This window comes from Candidatus Sordicultor fermentans (assembly GCF_012728195.1).
In the GTDB taxonomy this organism is placed as follows: domain Bacteria; phylum Atribacterota; class Atribacteria; order Atribacterales; family Caldatribacteriaceae; genus Sordicultor; species Sordicultor fermentans.
On record NZ_JAAYFP010000038.1, the window covers coordinates 1 to 16,406 of the forward strand.

Sequence of the window (16,406 nt, forward strand, 5' to 3'; positions counted from 1 at the left end):
AAACACCGGCCTTCGTAAAGACATAAGCCCCTCCTTTTTAACCACCGGCTCATTTCTTTACGCAAAGTTTTTCCCGCACAAACTTCTCTGTCCTTTTCTACTTTTCCCTCCACCAACAGAGACCCACGCATAAGATTAGTTCGATCAATAGTTAGAGCAAGCAACTCAGAAAGCCTTATTCCGGTGTCTAAAAAGGTAAGCAACATAACATAGTTCCGATAGCCTTCCCAGGTCTTCTTATTTGGCGCCTTGAGTAAAAGGTTAGCTTGTTCATCATTGAGGACGTGGGGAAATTGTTTAGGTAGACGAGGGCGTTTGAGGGTAGAGCTCAAGTTTTCTTCCCAGTAGCCTTCCTTATACAAAAAGTTGAGAAAAACCTTGATAGCACGTACGTGAGCATCAACTGAGGTAATTTTCAAGCGGTCGTAGAGGCTATTGACATACTTTCGTAAGGTGAGCTGGCTAAGTCCTTCTTGGTTTAGGTAGTTTACAAAAGGGGTAAGTATTACTTTATACCATTCCAGAGTTTTAGCCTTTTTACCTTCCACCCTTCCAGATAAAAGAAAATCCTCGAGACAAGCAGTCCATAACGTTTCTTTTTTGGTTTTCAAAGTGTTCGCTTGACTCACCAAAAACCAGGCTTCCGGTGAAAAGTTGCTCAATCTGGAATGCGCTTTCTGCAAGCATTACAGCTCTGGTGGGCGAAGGAGGACTTGAACCTCCGACCCCTTGCTTGTAAGGCAAGTGCTCTCCCTCTGAGCTATTCGCCCCCCGCGGAAGATTATACCACAAAACGTTTCCAAAAACTATCTATCCATTTCGTCGAACAAATTCCTTCATAAAATCTACCAGCACCTCTACCGCCTCGAGAGTAACAGCATTATAAAGAGATGCACGGCACCCTCCCACCGAGCGGTGACCTTTAAGACCGATTAACCCCTCTTGAGTAGCTTCCTTAATAAAACTACTTTCTAATTCTAAAGAAGGCAGAGTAAATATAACATTCATCCAGGAACGATCTTCCGGCTGCACTGGATTTTTATAGAAATCCTGACTGTCTATATAGTCATAAATCAAACGAGCCTTTTTGTTATTTATTTCTTCCATTTTAGCAATGCCCCCTATAGTTTCTTCCAGCCACCGAGTGACCAATTCTACTACATAAACCGCAAAACAAGGAGGAGTGTTGTAAAGAGAGTTACTTTCTACAAAAGTGGAATATTTCAGCATGGTGGGTAAATTCTGCGGAACTCGCTCCAGCATATCTTCCCTAACAATAGCTATGGTCACTCCTGCAGGACCGGCATTTTTCTGAGCTCCGGCATAAATAATCCCGAAAGGGTTGGGGTCGAAAACTCTGCTAAAAATATCGGATGACATATCGGCAACCAGAGGAATATTTCCAGTTTCCGGAAATTTCCACCATTGAGTGCCTTTTATGGTGTTATTTGCAGTAATGTGAAGATAAGAAAAATCTTTCTCCAGCACTATATTTTTAGGAATATAAATATAATTTTTATCTTTGGAAGAAGCCACTACTGCTACATCATCCACTATATTCTGTGCTTCTTTAATTGCTCTTGTTGCCCAGTAGCCAGTGTCAACATAAGCGACAGGCTTTTTGTTATCTGCACAATTCATAGGAATCATGGCGAATTGCAAGCTTGCTCCTCCCTGCATAAAAAGCACATGGAAACGCTCATCAAGGCCAAGGAGTCTTTTTATCCTCTCTACAGCACTATTTAAAACTTCTTCAAATTCCTGGGAGCGATGACTCACTTCCAGAATGGACATCCCTGTTCCCCGAAAGTTCAACATCTCTTCCTGGGTTTGTTGTAGAACAGGTAGCGGTAAAGCCGCCGGACCGGGGTTAAAAACAAAAACTCTTTTCTCGCTCATAAGCTCCTCACCTTCTAAGTTTATAGTTAGTCTTCTTTTCAGGCCTTTGCCCGGTTATAAATATCCCTAATTGTAACAGAATTTTTCCTCTCTGATAAGTAATCAAATCAACAAGAAACATTATAATTAAAGAAATTAAGATGAAAAAAGCCTGATTTAAAATTGGTCATTCTCGTCTTTTTCTACTCCATTATTTATTATCTCCGCTTTCACTCTATCGTCAGGAAATAAAAGCTATCAGGACGGATATAAGATTATAATTATAATATTCCAAAATATAGATAGCTTGAGAGGGAGAGTGCCTCCTTCTCCTCTTCCTCATCAATAGAGGAAATATCTAGAGAGAAGGAATCTGTGGCATAGAATTAAAAAGACAAAAAAATCTAAAAAAATTACTGAGGGAGAAACTGTTTCTCCCTCAGTGCTCACAAAAACAACTGACAGGACTCGCCATGGGAAAGAATAGCGAGACTCGCAACAACAGATGAAAGAAAAAGGTTAGATGAGAGTGATTGTTAAGATATCACCACTTACTGCAAAATCAATCTTCCAATTTAATCCGGAAAAAGCCTTTTTTGCCTACTTTTAAGTAATCACCATCTTTTATTGGAAGGTCAGTATTCACATCCTGAATTCTTTCCCCGTTAAAGTATACTCCACCCTGTTCGATAAGCCTCCGCAGTTCAGTGTTGGAAGAGGAAACGCCAGTTTTCTGGAGAAGTTTTAAAATCCAGATTTTCCCCTCTTTAAGAATAGAAGAGGAAATTACTATTTCCTGCGCCTCCTCGGGCATTTCTTTATGGCTGAAAGCTCGTTCAAAATCTTCTTGTGAGAGAAGAGCCTTTTCTTCTCCGTGATACATCCGAACCAGCTCAAAAGCTAATCTTTTTTTCCAATCCCGGGGATGAAGTTCACCTTTTTCATATTCAGCTTTCATCCTCCGAATTTCTTCCATCGGAACATCAGTCAATAGAAGAAAATACTTTTCAATCAGAGAGTCAGGAATGGACATAATCTTACCAAACATAGTAAAAGGAGGCTCATCTATGCCAATGTAATTACCCAGGCTCTTGCTCATTTTCTCTACCCCATCAGTTCCTTCTAAAAGAGGCATAGTTATTACCACCTGAGGTTCCTGGCCAAATTCTCTTTGCAAATCCCGACCCACTAAAAGATTAAAGAGCTGGTCTCTTCCCCCTAACTCTACATCAGCTTGAAGGGCAATAGAGTCATAACCCTGCATCACCGGGTAAAGAAACTCATGCAATCCTATCGGTTTTCCCTCTTTCAGTCTTTTAGCAAAATCCTCTCGTTCCAGCATCCGGGCCACGGTAACACGAGAAGTAATCTCAATCAAGTCAGCAAGGGTTAACTTGCTCAACCACTTGCTATTGAATTCGATGATAATTTTTTGTAAATCAAGAATTTTAGAAATCTGCTGAGTATAGGTTTCGGCATTTTGCCTGACTTCTTCTTCAGTCAGTTGCCGACGGGTTTCACTTTTACCGGTAGGGTCTCCAATTCTTCCCGTAAAATCACCAACTAAAAAAACTACTTGATGCCCTAAATCCTGAAATTGACGCAATTTCCTTAAAGTAACAGTATGCCCCAGATGAATATCAGGAGCACTGGGGTCAAAACCTTCTTTTACCACCAGGGGCTTACCGGTCTGGTAAAAACGTAATAACTTCTTCTTCAATTCTTCTATTCCAATGATTTCTTCTACTCCTCGCTCAATGAGCGCAATGTCTTTGTTTAATCTCGCTTCCTGGGACAATTTCATCAATACTCCTTTCTATGATATTTTAATTTAGTTGTCAGAAATGTCAAAAGAGGATACCCGATACCATAGGTAGCTACGGCTTCTCCTACCATAACATAAAACACCGAGTAAAAATAAGGAACTTTAAACCAGAAAGAAAGGTACATAGATACACCAAATCCATTCACTAAAACAGGAGGTAAAGGCGCCAGAAAAGAATAAGGAACTCGAGATGTTAGGTATCCAGCTATAATGGTAAAAAGAGTTCCTAAAAAGAAGTCATAAAAACCTAAACCCCCGATTAAATTGGCTAAAAAACAACCTAAACCCAGACCCCAGATAGTTTCGGGAAAAAGAAAAGGTAGAACAGTCAAACACTCTGCAACTCTCACCTGGATGGGACCGTAGGAAAAAGAATAAAAAGGGGGAAGAATGGTTAATAAAACATAAAGGGCAGCTATTAAAGCTGACCGAGAGATTTTCTTGATTTTTTCTCTGTCTTGACTTTTATCCATAAAGTGATTTTATTATATATATTATATTAAATAAAGAAAGGATTTCGCATCAATATTATATAAATAGGTGAAAACCATGAAAAAGAAAAAAAACAGCTCTCCCTTATGGATTTTTCTCTCTGGTCTTTTAGCAGGGGGAGTGGTGTGGTTTTTACTCTTTGCTTTTGTCTTGAGTGATTTAAAAACAGTCTCCAATCAGCTGGATGATTTTTCTCCCCCTCTCACCACTCGTATATATGACATTGAGGGACGCCTTTTAGCAGAGCTTTTTACTGAAAACAGAGAATATGTTGAACTTTCTCAGGTCCCGGATTTATTAAAAAAAGCCTTTATTGCCAGTGAGGATCAGAATTTTTATCGTCACCCCGGTATAGACCCTGGAGGTATTATCAGAGCAGCTTTACAAAACTTAATAAATATGGACATAGTAGAAGGGGCAAGCACCATAACTCAACAGCTTTCTCGAAATCTGTTTCTTTCCCATCAGCGGACCTGGAAAAGGAAAATACAAGAGATGTTTTTAGCTTTTACCCTGGAAAAAAAATACACTAAAAATGAAATATTAGAAGCTTATCTCAACCAGATTTACTTTGGGCATGGTGCCTACGGGGTAAAAGCTGCTGCTAGAATCTATTTTGGAAAAAACTTAGAAGAGCTCAACCTGGCAGAAATAGCCATGTTAACTGGAGTAGCTCGTTCTCCAGGAAATTTTTCCCCTTACGTAGATTTAGCTACTGCTCAGAGACAACAGAGAAGAGTGCTGAGGAGAATGAAAGAAATGAGGTTTATTTCCCAAGAACATTTAGAAGAAGCTCTCTCCACCCCTATAGTTCTTTCTGGACGGGAGAAAAATCGCTCCATTGCTCCTTACTTTGTAGATTACCTCCTTAAAGAATTGCAAAAAAGTTATGATGAAGAAACTATATTTGGTGGAGGGCTAAAAATATATACCACCATAGATTTAGACATTCAAAAAATAGCTAACCAAGCTTTAGAAGAAAGTGAATACCAAGGAGCCATTCTGTGCATCGAACCTCAAACTGGCTACATCAAAGCTATGGTGGGAGGAAGAGATTATGACGAAAGCAAATTTAACCGGGCAGTGCAGGCTTACCGTCAGCCCGGCTCTACCTTCAAACCCTTTATCTATTCTGCTGCCCTAGATAGTGGTTTTACACCCAGTACAATTTTAGTAGACGAACCTCTAATTTTCCCCAATGGCTGGAAACCTCAAAACTATGAAAAAACTTTCAACGGCCCTATTACCTTAAGAGAAGCTTTAGAAAAATCAGTAAATATAATCGGCATAAAACTTCTCCAGGCTTCCGGAGTGGATAAAGTAATAAGTTATGCTCGTAAAATGGGAATCACAAGCGAACTTCGCCGAGATTTATCCCTAGCCTTAGGAACTTCAGAGGTAAATCTTTTAGAGCTAACCAATGCTTATTGCGCTTTTGCCAACAGAGGCCTGGTTCCTGAACCCATCGCCATTTTAAGGATAGAGAATTTTTCCGGAGAAGTTCTCTATGAGGGTCAAAGGATTTTACGCAGAGCTCTATCAGAAGATACTGCCTACATCATGGCTCGTCTCCTGCAAGGAGTAATAGAGCGAGGGACAGCAAAAGCGGCCAGAATAGACCGGCCAGCAGGAGGCAAAACTGGAAGTACTGAAGATTTCATTGATGCCTGGTTTGTGGGTTTTACTCCTGATTTAGTCTGCGGAATATATCTAGGTAACGATGACCGCACTCCCTTAGGTCCTCGAAAAACCGGAGGAGTAATAGCTGCTCCCTTGTTTTCTAAGATAATGAAGGAGGCTCACAAAGATATTCCGGTTCATGATTTTTACCCTTCTCCGGGAGTAAGAGAAGTCAATGTGTGCATGAGAAGCGGGAAGTTACCATCCCCTGGTTGCAATACAGTTACTATTCCTTTTAAAGCGGGAACAGAACCCAGAGAATGGTGTAGTGGGTGTACAGGAGATTAAGATTTAAAGGTAACTACGGTAACTCCAATTCCTCCTTCTTCTGGATACCCCAAACGGAAGCTTTCCACATAGGGGTGGTCGCGTAAAAACTGATGAGTGACTTCACGGAGAACCCCCTCTCCTTTTCCATGAATTATATGAACAGTCTGAAATCCAGCGAGAATTACCTGGTCAAAATATCGCTCTAACTCCTCCCGGGCCTCCTCCCGACTGAGCGCTCTTATATCTACCTGGTTTTTAACCCGGGGCAAGGGGGAATAATTAATAGCCGTGGAGGAAGAGAAATCATTTTCTTCGTTTTCTTCTTTTTCCATTTTCTCAAGGTGAGAAAAAGAAGTTTTAACCTTTCTTCCTTCTACTTCCACCAGCGCCTCTTTCTTTTTGAAATCCAGAGAAATAATTTTACCGGTTTGCCTAAGAAAATCTATTGTGGCTATTTCTCCCTCCTGCCAGTTTTCCTCAGGAGAAGAAACCATTGCATCTCCAGCTAATTCTTCCCACCGCTTTTCCTCTTCTCTCAAACGCTTTCTTAACTTTTGATATTCTTCCTGGTTCAGTCTTTCTTCTTTCCTCAGCTTTCCTACCAGCTGAGATATTTCTCTCCGGGTCTTTCGAAGATAGTCAGCAAACTCTTCTCTTTCCTCTCTTTCTATTTTCTCCCTTTTCTTCTCCAGTTCTTTTTCTTTCCGCCTTAATTCTTCCTCTTTCCGGGAAAGCTCTCTTAACTTACTTTCATACTCCTCTACTAATCTATTCAAATCCTCCCGGCGCTGGGATAGAGAAGAAGAAGCTGGTTGAATTCCCATTCTTTTTTATCTACGATAGTGAGAGCAGTTTGAATTATTTCCGGAGGAATACCCACTCTTTCGGCAATATGAATTCCATAGCTGGGGCCAATTTCTCCCACCACCAGCTGATAAGTAGGCTCTAAAGTTTGAGGATCGAACGCCAGAGATGCCGGGACAGCCTCCTCTTCTCGAAAAGCATATTGTTTCACTGCAGGAAGATGAGTGGTCACGAGAGTGGTAATCCCTCTTTTTCGGAGATACTGAAGAATAGCTATAGCCAGAGCAGAACCTTCCGCCGGGTCTGTTCCTCCTCCCAATTCATCAATTAAAAACAGTGCCGGACTCTCGGCTTCCTGCAGCGCTTTTTTTAAGCTACTCAAACGATAGGTAAAAGTGCTTAATTCGTTTTCCAGGTCTTGATGGTCACCGATATCTACAAAAAGGTAATTATAAAGAGGAAGAGATGAACCTTCCTCTAAAGGCGGGGGAATGCCACAGAAAGTCAGGAAAACTATCAAAGCCACGCTTTTCAAAAGAACTGTTTTGCCTCCAGCATTAGGCCCGCTTATCACTAAAATAGATTTATCCGGAGATAATTCCAAATCAAAAGGAACCGCTTTTTCTCCCAGTAAAGGATGGTGACCCCCACGAATTATCAGCCTTTCCCCCCACTGAGGTACTCTCCCTCTCCACGAGTTACCCAAATTAGCTTTAGCTTGCAATAAATCCAGATAGACTAAAGTCTCATAAGTCTCCTTTATTTCTTCCAAAAAGGGGCGAAGCTCAGCAGTTAACTCACGGAGTAAACGAGCTATTTCCTCTTCTTCCTGCAACCGATTCAATTCCAGTTCGTTGTCCAGTTCCAGAATCCTGGCTGGCTCGATGAAAACCGTTGAGCCACTGGAAGAATGATCTATTATCAAACCATCTATAGCATTGCGATACTGAATTTTCAAAGGAATGACGTACCGTCCCCGTCTCTGGGTGTAAATCCTATCTTGAAGAAGAGGAGCCAGTTGAGAGCTGTTAAGCATTTCTTCTAATTCTTTCACAATCCTGTTCTGAAGAAATTTTATTCTCTTCCTCAGCTCCCAGAGTCTGTCGCTCGCCGTATCTAAAATATAGCCCTCTTTAGAAATAACTTTCTCCATTTTCTTTACCAGAGGACGAAAATCTTTTATTCTGTCAAAGTGCGGAGAAAGGGAAGGATATTTCTCCTTTATTTTTCGCTCTTTTGCTTCTCCCCGAATTTCCAGACTCAATCGGAAAAAATGCAAGATTTCTATTAAATTTTCCAGACTGAGGGAGGCATCCACCACTTCTATCCGGGGAAAAAGAGAACGAAGGTCGGGCAACCCTCGAAGACTCAGAGACCCATCAAATTGAACCATATCCAGGGCTTCTCGGGCTTCCTGGGTTTTAAGATGAACCTCCTCAGGAGAAAAAGGAGCAATAGAACGAGCCATCTCCTTAGCAGGAGAAGAAGAGCAAAAAGACACCAGGCGCTCCACGATTCTGTCAAAATCAAAAGTTTCTAAAACCAGAGGAGAAAGCTCTATAATACCCATCCTATTCCTTTTTGAAGAATTCCCTGTAAAAATTGGAGATGAGGAACTTGTAATACCCATTCATAAACATAAATAAACACAGGTTGAATTAATCGGAGATAAAGAGAAGAACGATAAACAGATTGATTAACCATGGGGAAAAAGGACAGATTGAGGATAAAAAGGGTGAGAAGCAAAACCCACAAGATTCCTTTCGCTATTCCTGCAAACGAGCCCAGAATTGAATCTACCCAGGTTATATCCAGTTTTTCAAACACTTTTCGGAATCGCACCCCTGCCCAGGAAGAAACCAGAACCAGCGGCAGGAAAAGTAGCAAAAAACCCAGAGGAGAGAACCAGACATAATACTTACCAGATAAATGAGCAAAAAAACCACCTATTGCAGGATAATACTGTAAACCTATCACCAGGCCACCCAGGAAACCCACCAATCCCAGAGACTCTTTGCTAAAACCCCTAAAAGCACTCCTTATAATATTGATACCCAGTATTACCAGGCCTAAGATGGAATACCAATCTATGGTCAAAAATTCAAAAGTTCCTCCCGCAAAAGTAGACCTCTTTTTTCTTTGAGGTCTGCTTTAATTTTTTGCACCCATCCATCCACTTCCTCGTCATTCAAAGTTCTCTCCGGGGAACGGAAAGTAACCCGAAAAGAAAAGTTCTTCTTACCCTGAGGAACATTCCCTCCCTGAAAAAGGTCAAAAAGCTCTATGCTTTCCACCTCCATCTTTTCCCGGGACACAGTGCGCCTCACCATTTCTTCTATTTCTCCCCACTTTGTTGCCTCATCTACCAGAATAGAGACATCCCGGGCCACAGAGGGAAAAGTAACCACTTCTTTTAACTGGAAAGCTTTTTCCTCTCCTGTGGTTAATAAATCCAGATCAAATTCTGCTACATATATTGTACCCCAAAATCCCAGTTCTCGAATAAAGGAAGGGGATAAAAGGCCTCCTCTTCCTGCTTCTTTACCGGAAACTTCTACCCGGAAAGAGCAAGAAGGTTCCAAAGCCAATCCTCCACCACTCTCAAAACGGACTTCTCCCCGGTCAAAACCAGCTATTTCCAGAAGTTCCTCTATTAGACCCTTAAGTAAAAAAATGTCTACCTCTCCATTTTTGTGCCACAGAGGAGGTAATGAATAACCGGTTAAAGCCATAAACAATCTTTTCTCTTCTTGAAAAGGAGTATTTAATCCTCTTCGAAACACTTTTCCTATTTCGAATAATCCCCAGTCATTTCTCCCTCGAGTAACGTTAATTTTTAGAACCTCCAGCGCAGACAAAAGGAGACAGGGACGGAGATAAGATTGCTCTTGAGAAAGGGGATTCTTTATATCTACCTGCTCTTCTTTCGCCCCCCATAGCTCTACCAGCCCGGGACTGATCAGAGGAAAACTTACTATCTCTTTCAAACCCTTATCTACTAAGTGTCTCCTCAGTTTTTCTTCTTTAAGAGTGCTACTATTCTGGTTCCCGGGGTCAAAAGAAAATTGGGGAAGACGAGAGATAATTTTATCATAGCCATGTATCCGACCTACTTCTTCGGCAATATCTACAGGAAGATAGATATCACTCCGCCAGCTGGGAACCTTAGCTCGAATTGTTTCCTCTCCAGGAAGAGATTTTACCTCAAAACCCAGCCCGGCCAGAATTTTTATTATTTCTTCCTTTTTTATAGAACAACCCAGAGTCTTTTCTATCTCCTCCGGGGAAAAAGTCACTTCCCTTTCTTCCCGGGGAGGAGTGCCTGCTATAAACCAGCCTGAAGCAGGTTCTCCATCTTTTCCCAGAAGCTGAAGCACCCGACCAGAAGCATAAGTTACTCTCTCCGGGTCTACTCCTCGCTCAAAACGAGCGGAAGCCTCAGTCCTCAACCCCAGAGCTTTAGCTGTTTTTCTCACTGCCACCCGGTCAAAAATTGCCGCTTCCAGAAACACTTCTGAGGTAAAAGGAGTAATTTCGCTCTCCTTCCCTCCCATTACTCCCGCCAAACCTATGGGGCGCTCCGCATCTGCTATCACCAGCATCCCTGAAGATAGCTCTCTCTCTATCCCGTCAAGAGTGATTAATTTCTCTCCCTCTCTTGCTCTTCTCACCACTACTTTTTGCCCTTTAATAACTGAGGCATCAAAAGCATGTAAAGGCTGGCCAACCTCCATCATCACCAGGTTGGTGAAATCTACCACATTATTGACCGGCCTCAAACCCAGAAAACAAAGTTCTTTTATAACCCACCAGGGGGAAGGCCGAACAGTAAGCCGCCTTATGTATTTCCCGGTGTAATAAGGACAGAGGTCCGGCGCCTGGTTTTCCAGGCTGAAATCGGAAAGAGCATCGGCTTCCTCGTAGCTAACCGGAGGAATCTGCCACTTTAAACCCAGTTTTGCCCCCACCTCTCGAGCTAAACCCAGAGAAGAAAGGCAATCTCCCCGGTTGGCTGTGACTTCTACATCCAGAACTATATCATCACCTAAAAGAAGAGAGGAAACTTCTTCCCCTTCTTCTGCGGGAAAAGGAAGAGTAACTAGAAAATCTATTATTTCTTCCTTTTTCTCTCCTCCCCAGGGTAAAAAATGGGGCGTTTCTTCTTCCATACCCACTATTATTTTACTTCCTTCTTCAGGCATCCCCCAGTTATTTACTTTTACTCTCCAGACCTGTCCTCGAAAATGAATTTCTCCTTCTGAATAAAGCATCCCTTTTTCTATTCTTCCTAAAGTGGCCACCACGAGAGGAAAGGGAAACAGCTCCTCCCTCCTCCAGATTTTCTCCACTACTAATCCTTGCTCGGTAAGAAGAGGAGCTAATTCTTCCTGAGGTATATCTAAATCAGGTAAAAACTTTTTTAGAATATTATAGGAAATTCTCATACGGATATTGGCCTCACCTAAAAAATATTGAATTGTTCCAGAAATTGCACGTCATTCTCCCAGAACCACCTTATATCTTTTATGCCGAATTTAAGCATGGTGATTCTTTCTACCCCCAGGCCAAAGGCAAACCCTCGCACATCTTGAGAATCGTAACCAGCATGGGTAAAAACTTGAGGATGAACTAAACCGGCTCCCAAAATTTCTAACCACCCACTATATCCACAAGAACGACAGCCTTTGCCCCCGCATACTCCACAGGAAACATCCACTTCTGCACTGGGTTCGGTAAAAGGAAAATACCCGGGACGAAATCTTATCTTTCTCTCCTCGCCAAAAAAACGACGCACAAAAGTCTCCAGAGTCCCTTTTAAGTCTCCCATAGAAATATCTCGAGCTACCACTAAACCCTCTATTTGATGAAACATAGGACTATGAGTAGCATCAAAGGCATCTCGACGATAGCATTTTCCCGGAACCACCACTTTAAAAGGAGGTTTTAGTTTCTCCATAACCCGGATTTGAGCAGGAGAAGTATGAGTGCGAAGCAAATAACCAGGAGCCAGATAAAAAGAATCCTGGTCATCTCGAGCGGGGTGGTCAGGAGGGATATTCAAGGCTTCAAAATTGTAAAACTCGGTCTCTATCTCTGGTCCTTCCTCCACTCGAAATCCCAGGCTCTGGAAGATAGTCAAAATCCAATCCCGGGTAAGAAGAACAGGATGAAAAGAACCTGACCATCCTTTCTTCCCCGGAAGAGTGATATCAACCTCTGATTTTTCCTCAGTGGAGAGAAGCTCTTGATATCTTTCTTCCAGCAATTCCTCCATCTCTTTCTTGAGCTGGTTAATTTTTTTGCCCCAGACTCTTTTTTCTTCCGGAGACAATTCTTTTAGCTTAGCCAAAAATTCTCCCCACCGACTTTTCTTCCCTACATATTTACCTTTCAAATAATTCCAGTCACTCAGAGTGCTGGCTTTTTGTATCTCTTCTTGAAAACTTTCCCAGTATTCCTCTAATTCCTGCAAGATACTTCCTCCATTCCCATAGAAATAGCTGGAAGATTGTCGATGATTCCCAATTTTGAAGAATGAAAGAGCAAAATCAAAGGATTTAAAGCTGGGATTTAGCTATTTCCACCAGCTTCTGGAAGGCTTCCTGGTCAGTAATGGCCAGTTGAGAGAGACTTTTCCGATCCAGGTTTACTCCTGCTTTACGGAGAGCTCCCATAAACTTGCTATAATTCATTCCTTCCTCTCTTGCTGCTGCATTTATTCGCGTAATCCACAGACGGCGGAAATCTCGTTTACGGTTTCTTCGGTCTCTGTAAGCGTAGGCTTGAGACCTCATTACTTGCTCTTTAGCTCTTCGGTAAGAACGGGAACGGGCTCCCCGATAACCTTTAGCTGATTTCATAGTTTTCTTTCTTCTCTCGCGAGAAGCTACACTATTTTTTACTCTAGGCATAGTTCATTCACTCCTTTAAGCACGGATAAGTAACTTTCGCACTCTTTTTTCTTCCACTTTATCCAGAGTAACAGGTTTTCTAAGCCTTCTCTTTCTATTTCTGTCTTTTTTAGCCAGAAGATGGCTTTTACCCGCCTGTTGTCTTTTTATTTTACCACTGGCAGTGACTTTAAATCGCTTTGCCGCACCTCGATGGGATTTCATCTTAGGCATATTCGTTCTCCTCACTTCCTGGGGGCTAAGGTAATCGTAAGATGTGGCCCCTCATACTTTATGTCCTGTTCTACTTTCCCCACTTCCTCTAAGTCGGCTATCATCCTCTTTAAGAGCTCTTCTCCTCTGTCTCGAAAAGCCGCCTCTCTTCCTCGAAATCTGACCGTTATTTTTACCCGATCACCATCTTCTAAGAAGCGAAGCGCATTTCTAAGCTTAACTTCATAATCATGTTGATCAATTTTAGGTCTCAAATTAAGTTGCTTCAACTCAGAAGTTTTCTGTTTCTTGCGGGAAATCTTAATCTTTTTCTCCTTTTCATATCTGAACTTTCCATAGTCCATTATCCGGCATACAGGAGGATGAGCATCAGGAGCTACTTCTACCAGGTCTAAACCAGCTTCTTCAGCCATTTCCAGGGCTTTTTTTAAAGGAACAACTCCTAACTGCTCTCCCTCCGGAGAAATCAATCGTACTTCCCGCGCTCCAATCTGATGGTTAACGCGGTATTTTACTTCTATACTTATCGCCTCCCTAGTTTCTTTCTTAGATGGTTCAAAAACATACCATATTTATTCATCTTAGTCAATTATTTTAAGCCCTTTCCCAGGACAAACTACCCGGAAAGTGACAGGCCGCCCACTGATTTTCTCCCACTTCCTCTAAAGCGGGCTCCACCTGAGAGCATACCTCTTGAGCCACCGGACAGCGGGTGTGGAAACGACACCCCTCCGGAGGATTAATAGGGCTGGGAACATCCCCGCTCAAAATAATTCGTTTAACTTCATAATCGGGGTCTGGAACCGGCACAGCAGAAGTCAAAGCTACACTATAGGGATGAGAAGGAGAAGAAAAGAAAGTATCTCCATCCGCTATTTCCACTACCTTTCCCAGATACATAACAATAACCCGGTCACAAATCTGTCTCACCACCGCCAGGTCGTGAGAAATGAAAATATAGGTCAGTTGATATTCCCTTTTTAAGTCTTTCAATAAATTCAAAATTTGAGAACGAACCGAAACGTCCAGTGAAGAAACCGGCTCATCTGCTACCACTAAACGAGGATTAAGAGCTAAGGCTCTCGCAATACCACTTCTCTGCCTCTGACCTCCAGAAAATTCATGGGGATAACGGGAAAAATATTCCGCTCCCAGACCCACTTTTTCCAGCAAATCCAGTGCCCTGCGTCGAACCTCAGGAGGGGAAGCCACACGATGCACTTTCATGCCTTCTTCAACTATAGAGCCTATATGCATGCGAGGGTCTAAAGAGGTAAAAGGGTCCTGAAAAATCATTTGAATGTTTCGCCGAACACCCTTCAGTTGAGAAGCCGACAGAGAAGAAATATCCTCCCCCTGGAAAAATATACTTCCTGCAGTTGGCTCATAAAGCCGCATAACGGTCATTCCCAGGGTGCTTTTCCCACAACCCGACTCTCCTACTATACCTAAAGTTTCTTCAGGAAATACCTCAAAGCTTACTCCATCCACTGCTTTAACCCACCCCACGGTGCTCCGGAAAACTCCCGCTTTAATGGGAAAATACTTTTTCAAATCCTCTACTTGCAACAAAGGAACATTGTTCATTGGCTAAAACCCCGAGTTTCTAATACCTCAATTTGAGAATGATGATGACAGTATACATAATGTTGATTCTCTATCTCCTCCCGGGAAGGCTCAGTAAGACATACCTCATCTTCTAAAGGACACCTGTTGCGAAATCTGCAACCGGAGGGAAAATTAAGAGGGTCGGGAACTACCCCGGGAATGATGGCCAATTTTTCCTGCTTGACATCCAGGCGAGGTATGGAATGTAAAAGCCCCCAGGTATAAGGGTGATGGGGATGATGGAATATATCCCAGCGGCTTCCTTCTTCTACCACCTTTCCAGCATACATAACCACCACTCTCTCTGCCATACCAGCCACCACTCCTAAATCATGGGTAATAAGAATAACCCCCATATTAAGTTGTCGCTGCAATTCTTCAATCAATTCCAGAATCTGAGCTTGAATAGTAACATCCAGAGAAGTAGTAGGCTCGTCAGCAATTAAAACTTTAGGATGACAGGATAAAGCCATGGCAATCATAGCTCTCTGTTTCATTCCTCCTGAGAGCTCATGAGGATATTCATCCAGCCTCTTCCGGGCTTCGGGAATACCCACCAGTCTGAGTAATTCTTCTGCTGTTTTCCGAGCTTGATGATAAGAAAGTTTCTGGTGCAAAATTATCGCTTCTATTATTTGATCTCCTATGGTATAAACCGGGTTTAAAGCCGAAGATGGCTCCTGGAAAATCATGGAAATATCTCTTCCTCTGACTTCTCGCATCTCTCTTTCTGAAAGAGAAAGTAAGTCTCTACCTTCCAGGAGTATCTTCCCTCCCTGGATTTTTCCATCAGAATCAACCAGCCGCAGGATAGCTAAAGAGGTGACACTTTTGCCACATCCTGATTCTCCCACCAGGGCTATAGTTTCTCCCTTCCTGAGGTAGAAACCCACTCCATCCACTGCTTTCAATTCCTGCCCTTCTTCATTATAAAAATAAACTTTTAAATCCTGAACTTGTAAAAGTAAATTATTTTCTTCCATATTTATAACCTCAGACGAGGGTCAAAAGCATCTCGCAGAGCATCTCCCACTAAATTCCAGGCCAGAACGAAAAGCACCATAGCTGCACCGGGAAACACGGTCATATACCAGTACTTAAGAGCCTCTCCCTGCCCCCCCAGCATCCAGTTTCGAGCATAATTTAGAAGCGCCCCCCAATCAGCATAACCCTGAGGAGCCCCTACTCCCAAAAAACTCAAAGCAGCGGCAGTGATAACCAAAGACCCCATGCGCATAGAAGCCTGAATTAAGACAGGAAAAATGGTGTTGGGTAAAACATGGCGGATAATGATGGAAAAATCACTAACTCCTAAAGCTTTAGCTGCTAAAACGAATTGTTCTTCTTTAACTTGCAGGATATTCCCTCGAATGAGACGGGCAGGACCCATCCAGCTAAACACTGTCATAGCCACCATTACCTTGTCTAATCCTGTCCCCAGAATGGTAGTCAAAACCATAGCCGCCACCAAAAAAGGAATAGCCATAAATATATCGGTGATTCTCATCAGAATTTCATCCCACAGTTTCCCAAAATACCCGGCCACCGACCCTATTAGAAGTCCTAAAGCGGTAGAAATTAAAGTTACCATTATTCCCACCCGGAAAGCTGTGCGAGTTCCCCATACCACTCCATAAAATATGTCTCTTTTTCCTGCCACCCCAAAAGGATGCTCAGGAGAAGGAGGAAGAGGATTAGAGCTCCAGGTAACGATAGGCATAATA

16 protein-coding genes and 1 tRNA gene are annotated in these 16,406 nt (G+C 42.4%); 1 reads left to right on the forward strand and 16 read right to left on the reverse strand.

Annotation, left to right across the window (positions count from 1 at the left end; all coding sequences use genetic code 11):
• From GXZ17_RS01845 to GXZ17_RS01865, 5 genes are all read right to left on the reverse strand, one after another.
• A partial coding sequence (locus GXZ17_RS01845) for a tyrosine-type recombinase/integrase (RefSeq protein ID WP_409375591.1) occupies positions 1-629 on the reverse strand: 629 nt, incomplete at its 3' end.
• A gap of 66 nt (positions 630-695) precedes the next feature.
• Positions 696-770: transfer RNA gene (locus GXZ17_RS01850), tRNA-Val, on the reverse strand.
• A 40-nt stretch (positions 771-810) separates the two neighbouring features.
• Positions 811-1,899 carry a 3-phosphoserine/phosphohydroxythreonine transaminase gene (serC, locus tag GXZ17_RS01855; RefSeq protein WP_409375592.1) on the reverse strand — a complete coding sequence of 363 codons (1,089 nt, stop codon included), beginning with the start codon at positions 1,897-1,899 and terminating at the stop codon, positions 811-813.
• A 541-nt stretch (positions 1,900-2,440) separates the two neighbouring features.
• Positions 2,441-3,682, reverse strand: a complete 1,242-nt coding sequence (gene tyrS / locus GXZ17_RS01860; protein ID WP_409375593.1) for a tyrosine--tRNA ligase — start codon at positions 3,680-3,682, stop codon at positions 2,441-2,443.
• Positions 3,682-4,176, reverse strand: a complete 495-nt coding sequence (locus tag GXZ17_RS01865; RefSeq protein WP_409375594.1) for a QueT transporter family protein — start codon at positions 4,174-4,176, stop codon at positions 3,682-3,684. The genes tyrS and GXZ17_RS01865 overlap by 1 nt, the downstream gene beginning before the upstream one ends.
• A gap of 76 nt (positions 4,177-4,252) precedes the next feature.
• On the opposite strand from GXZ17_RS01865, the gene GXZ17_RS01870 reads away from it, so the two are divergent.
• Complete coding sequence (locus tag GXZ17_RS01870; RefSeq protein WP_409375595.1) at positions 4,253-6,163, forward strand: penicillin-binding protein 1A; 1,911 nt, start codon at positions 4,253-4,255, stop codon at positions 6,161-6,163.
• Here the strand turns inward: GXZ17_RS01870 and GXZ17_RS01875 are convergent.
• From GXZ17_RS01875 to GXZ17_RS01925, 11 genes are all read right to left on the reverse strand, one after another.
• Positions 6,160-6,921 carry a Smr/MutS family protein gene (locus GXZ17_RS01875; protein ID WP_409375596.1) on the reverse strand — a complete coding sequence of 254 codons (762 nt, stop codon included), beginning with the start codon at positions 6,919-6,921 and terminating at the stop codon, positions 6,160-6,162. The two genes, GXZ17_RS01870 and GXZ17_RS01875, sit on opposite strands and share 4 nt — an antisense overlap.
• On the reverse strand, positions 6,918-8,519 hold the full coding sequence (locus tag GXZ17_RS01880) for an endonuclease MutS2 (RefSeq protein WP_409375597.1): 1,602 nt from the start codon (positions 8,517-8,519) through the stop codon (positions 6,918-6,920). Before GXZ17_RS01880 ends, GXZ17_RS01875 begins: the two co-directional genes overlap by 4 nt.
• Positions 8,507-9,046 (reverse strand): CvpA family protein, encoded by a 540-nt coding sequence (locus tag GXZ17_RS01885; protein ID WP_409375598.1) that lies wholly within the window; start codon positions 9,044-9,046, stop codon positions 8,507-8,509. The genes GXZ17_RS01880 and GXZ17_RS01885 overlap by 13 nt, the downstream gene beginning before the upstream one ends.
• Positions 9,043-11,394: a phenylalanine--tRNA ligase subunit beta gene (pheT, locus tag GXZ17_RS01890; RefSeq protein WP_409375599.1), complete on the reverse strand. Its 2,352-nt coding sequence runs from the start codon at positions 11,392-11,394 to the stop codon at positions 9,043-9,045. The genes GXZ17_RS01885 and pheT overlap by 4 nt, the downstream gene beginning before the upstream one ends.
• Before the next feature lie 17 nt (positions 11,395-11,411).
• The gene (gene pheS / locus GXZ17_RS01895) at positions 11,412-12,425 is read right to left on the reverse strand and encodes a phenylalanine--tRNA ligase subunit alpha (RefSeq protein WP_409375605.1); all 1,014 of its coding nucleotides are present in this window, start codon (positions 12,423-12,425) and stop codon (positions 11,412-11,414) included.
• A gap of 82 nt (positions 12,426-12,507) precedes the next feature.
• Positions 12,508-12,861: a 50S ribosomal protein L20 gene (gene rplT, locus GXZ17_RS01900; RefSeq protein WP_409375600.1), complete on the reverse strand. Its 354-nt coding sequence runs from the start codon at positions 12,859-12,861 to the stop codon at positions 12,508-12,510.
• Positions 12,862-12,876: 15 nt separating this feature from the next.
• Entirely contained in the window at positions 12,877-13,074 is a 198-nt protein-coding gene (gene rpmI, locus GXZ17_RS01905; protein WP_409375601.1) for a 50S ribosomal protein L35, read from the reverse strand.
• Positions 13,075-13,085: 11 nt separating this feature from the next.
• Positions 13,086-13,601: a translation initiation factor IF-3 gene (gene infC / locus GXZ17_RS01910; protein ID WP_409375606.1), complete on the reverse strand. Its 516-nt coding sequence runs from the start codon at positions 13,599-13,601 to the stop codon at positions 13,086-13,088.
• A gap of 67 nt (positions 13,602-13,668) precedes the next feature.
• The gene (locus GXZ17_RS01915; RefSeq protein ID WP_409375602.1) at positions 13,669-14,661 is read right to left on the reverse strand and encodes an ABC transporter ATP-binding protein; all 993 of its coding nucleotides are present in this window, start codon (positions 14,659-14,661) and stop codon (positions 13,669-13,671) included.
• Entirely contained in the window at positions 14,658-15,665 is a 1,008-nt protein-coding gene (locus GXZ17_RS01920; protein ID WP_409375603.1) for an ABC transporter ATP-binding protein, read from the reverse strand. The genes GXZ17_RS01915 and GXZ17_RS01920 overlap by 4 nt, the downstream gene beginning before the upstream one ends.
• 2 nt (positions 15,666-15,667) lie before the next feature.
• A partial coding sequence (locus tag GXZ17_RS01925) for an ABC transporter permease (RefSeq protein WP_409375604.1) occupies positions 15,668-16,406 on the reverse strand: 739 nt, incomplete at its 5' end.

Bases quoted from the DNA above. Each gene is read 5' to 3' on its own strand.
- serC (WP_409375592.1), bottom strand. From the start codon at position 1,899: ATGAGCGAGAAAAGAGTTTTTGTTTTTAACCCCGGTCCGGCGGCTTTA.
- tyrS (WP_409375593.1), bottom strand. From the start codon at position 3,682: ATGAAATTGTCCCAGGAAGCGAGATTAAACAAAGACATTGCGCTCATT.
- GXZ17_RS01865 (WP_409375594.1), bottom strand. From the start codon at position 4,176: ATGGATAAAAGTCAAGACAGAGAAAAAATCAAGAAAATCTCTCGGTCA.
- GXZ17_RS01870 (WP_409375595.1), top strand. From the start codon at position 4,253: ATGAAAAAGAAAAAAAACAGCTCTCCCTTATGGATTTTTCTCTCTGGT.
- GXZ17_RS01880 (WP_409375597.1), bottom strand. From the start codon at position 8,519: ATGGGTATTATAGAGCTTTCTCCTCTGGTTTTAGAAACTTTTGATTTT.
- pheT (WP_409375599.1), bottom strand. From the start codon at position 11,394: ATGAGAATTTCCTATAATATTCTAAAAAAGTTTTTACCTGATTTAGAT.
- rplT (WP_409375600.1), bottom strand. From the start codon at position 12,861: ATGCCTAGAGTAAAAAATAGTGTAGCTTCTCGCGAGAGAAGAAAGAAA.
- rpmI (WP_409375601.1), bottom strand. From the start codon at position 13,074: ATGCCTAAGATGAAATCCCATCGAGGTGCGGCAAAGCGATTTAAAGTC.
- GXZ17_RS01915 (WP_409375602.1), bottom strand. From the start codon at position 14,661: ATGAACAATGTTCCTTTGTTGCAAGTAGAGGATTTGAAAAAGTATTTT.
- GXZ17_RS01920 (WP_409375603.1), bottom strand. From the start codon at position 15,665: ATGGAAGAAAATAATTTACTTTTACAAGTTCAGGATTTAAAAGTTTAT.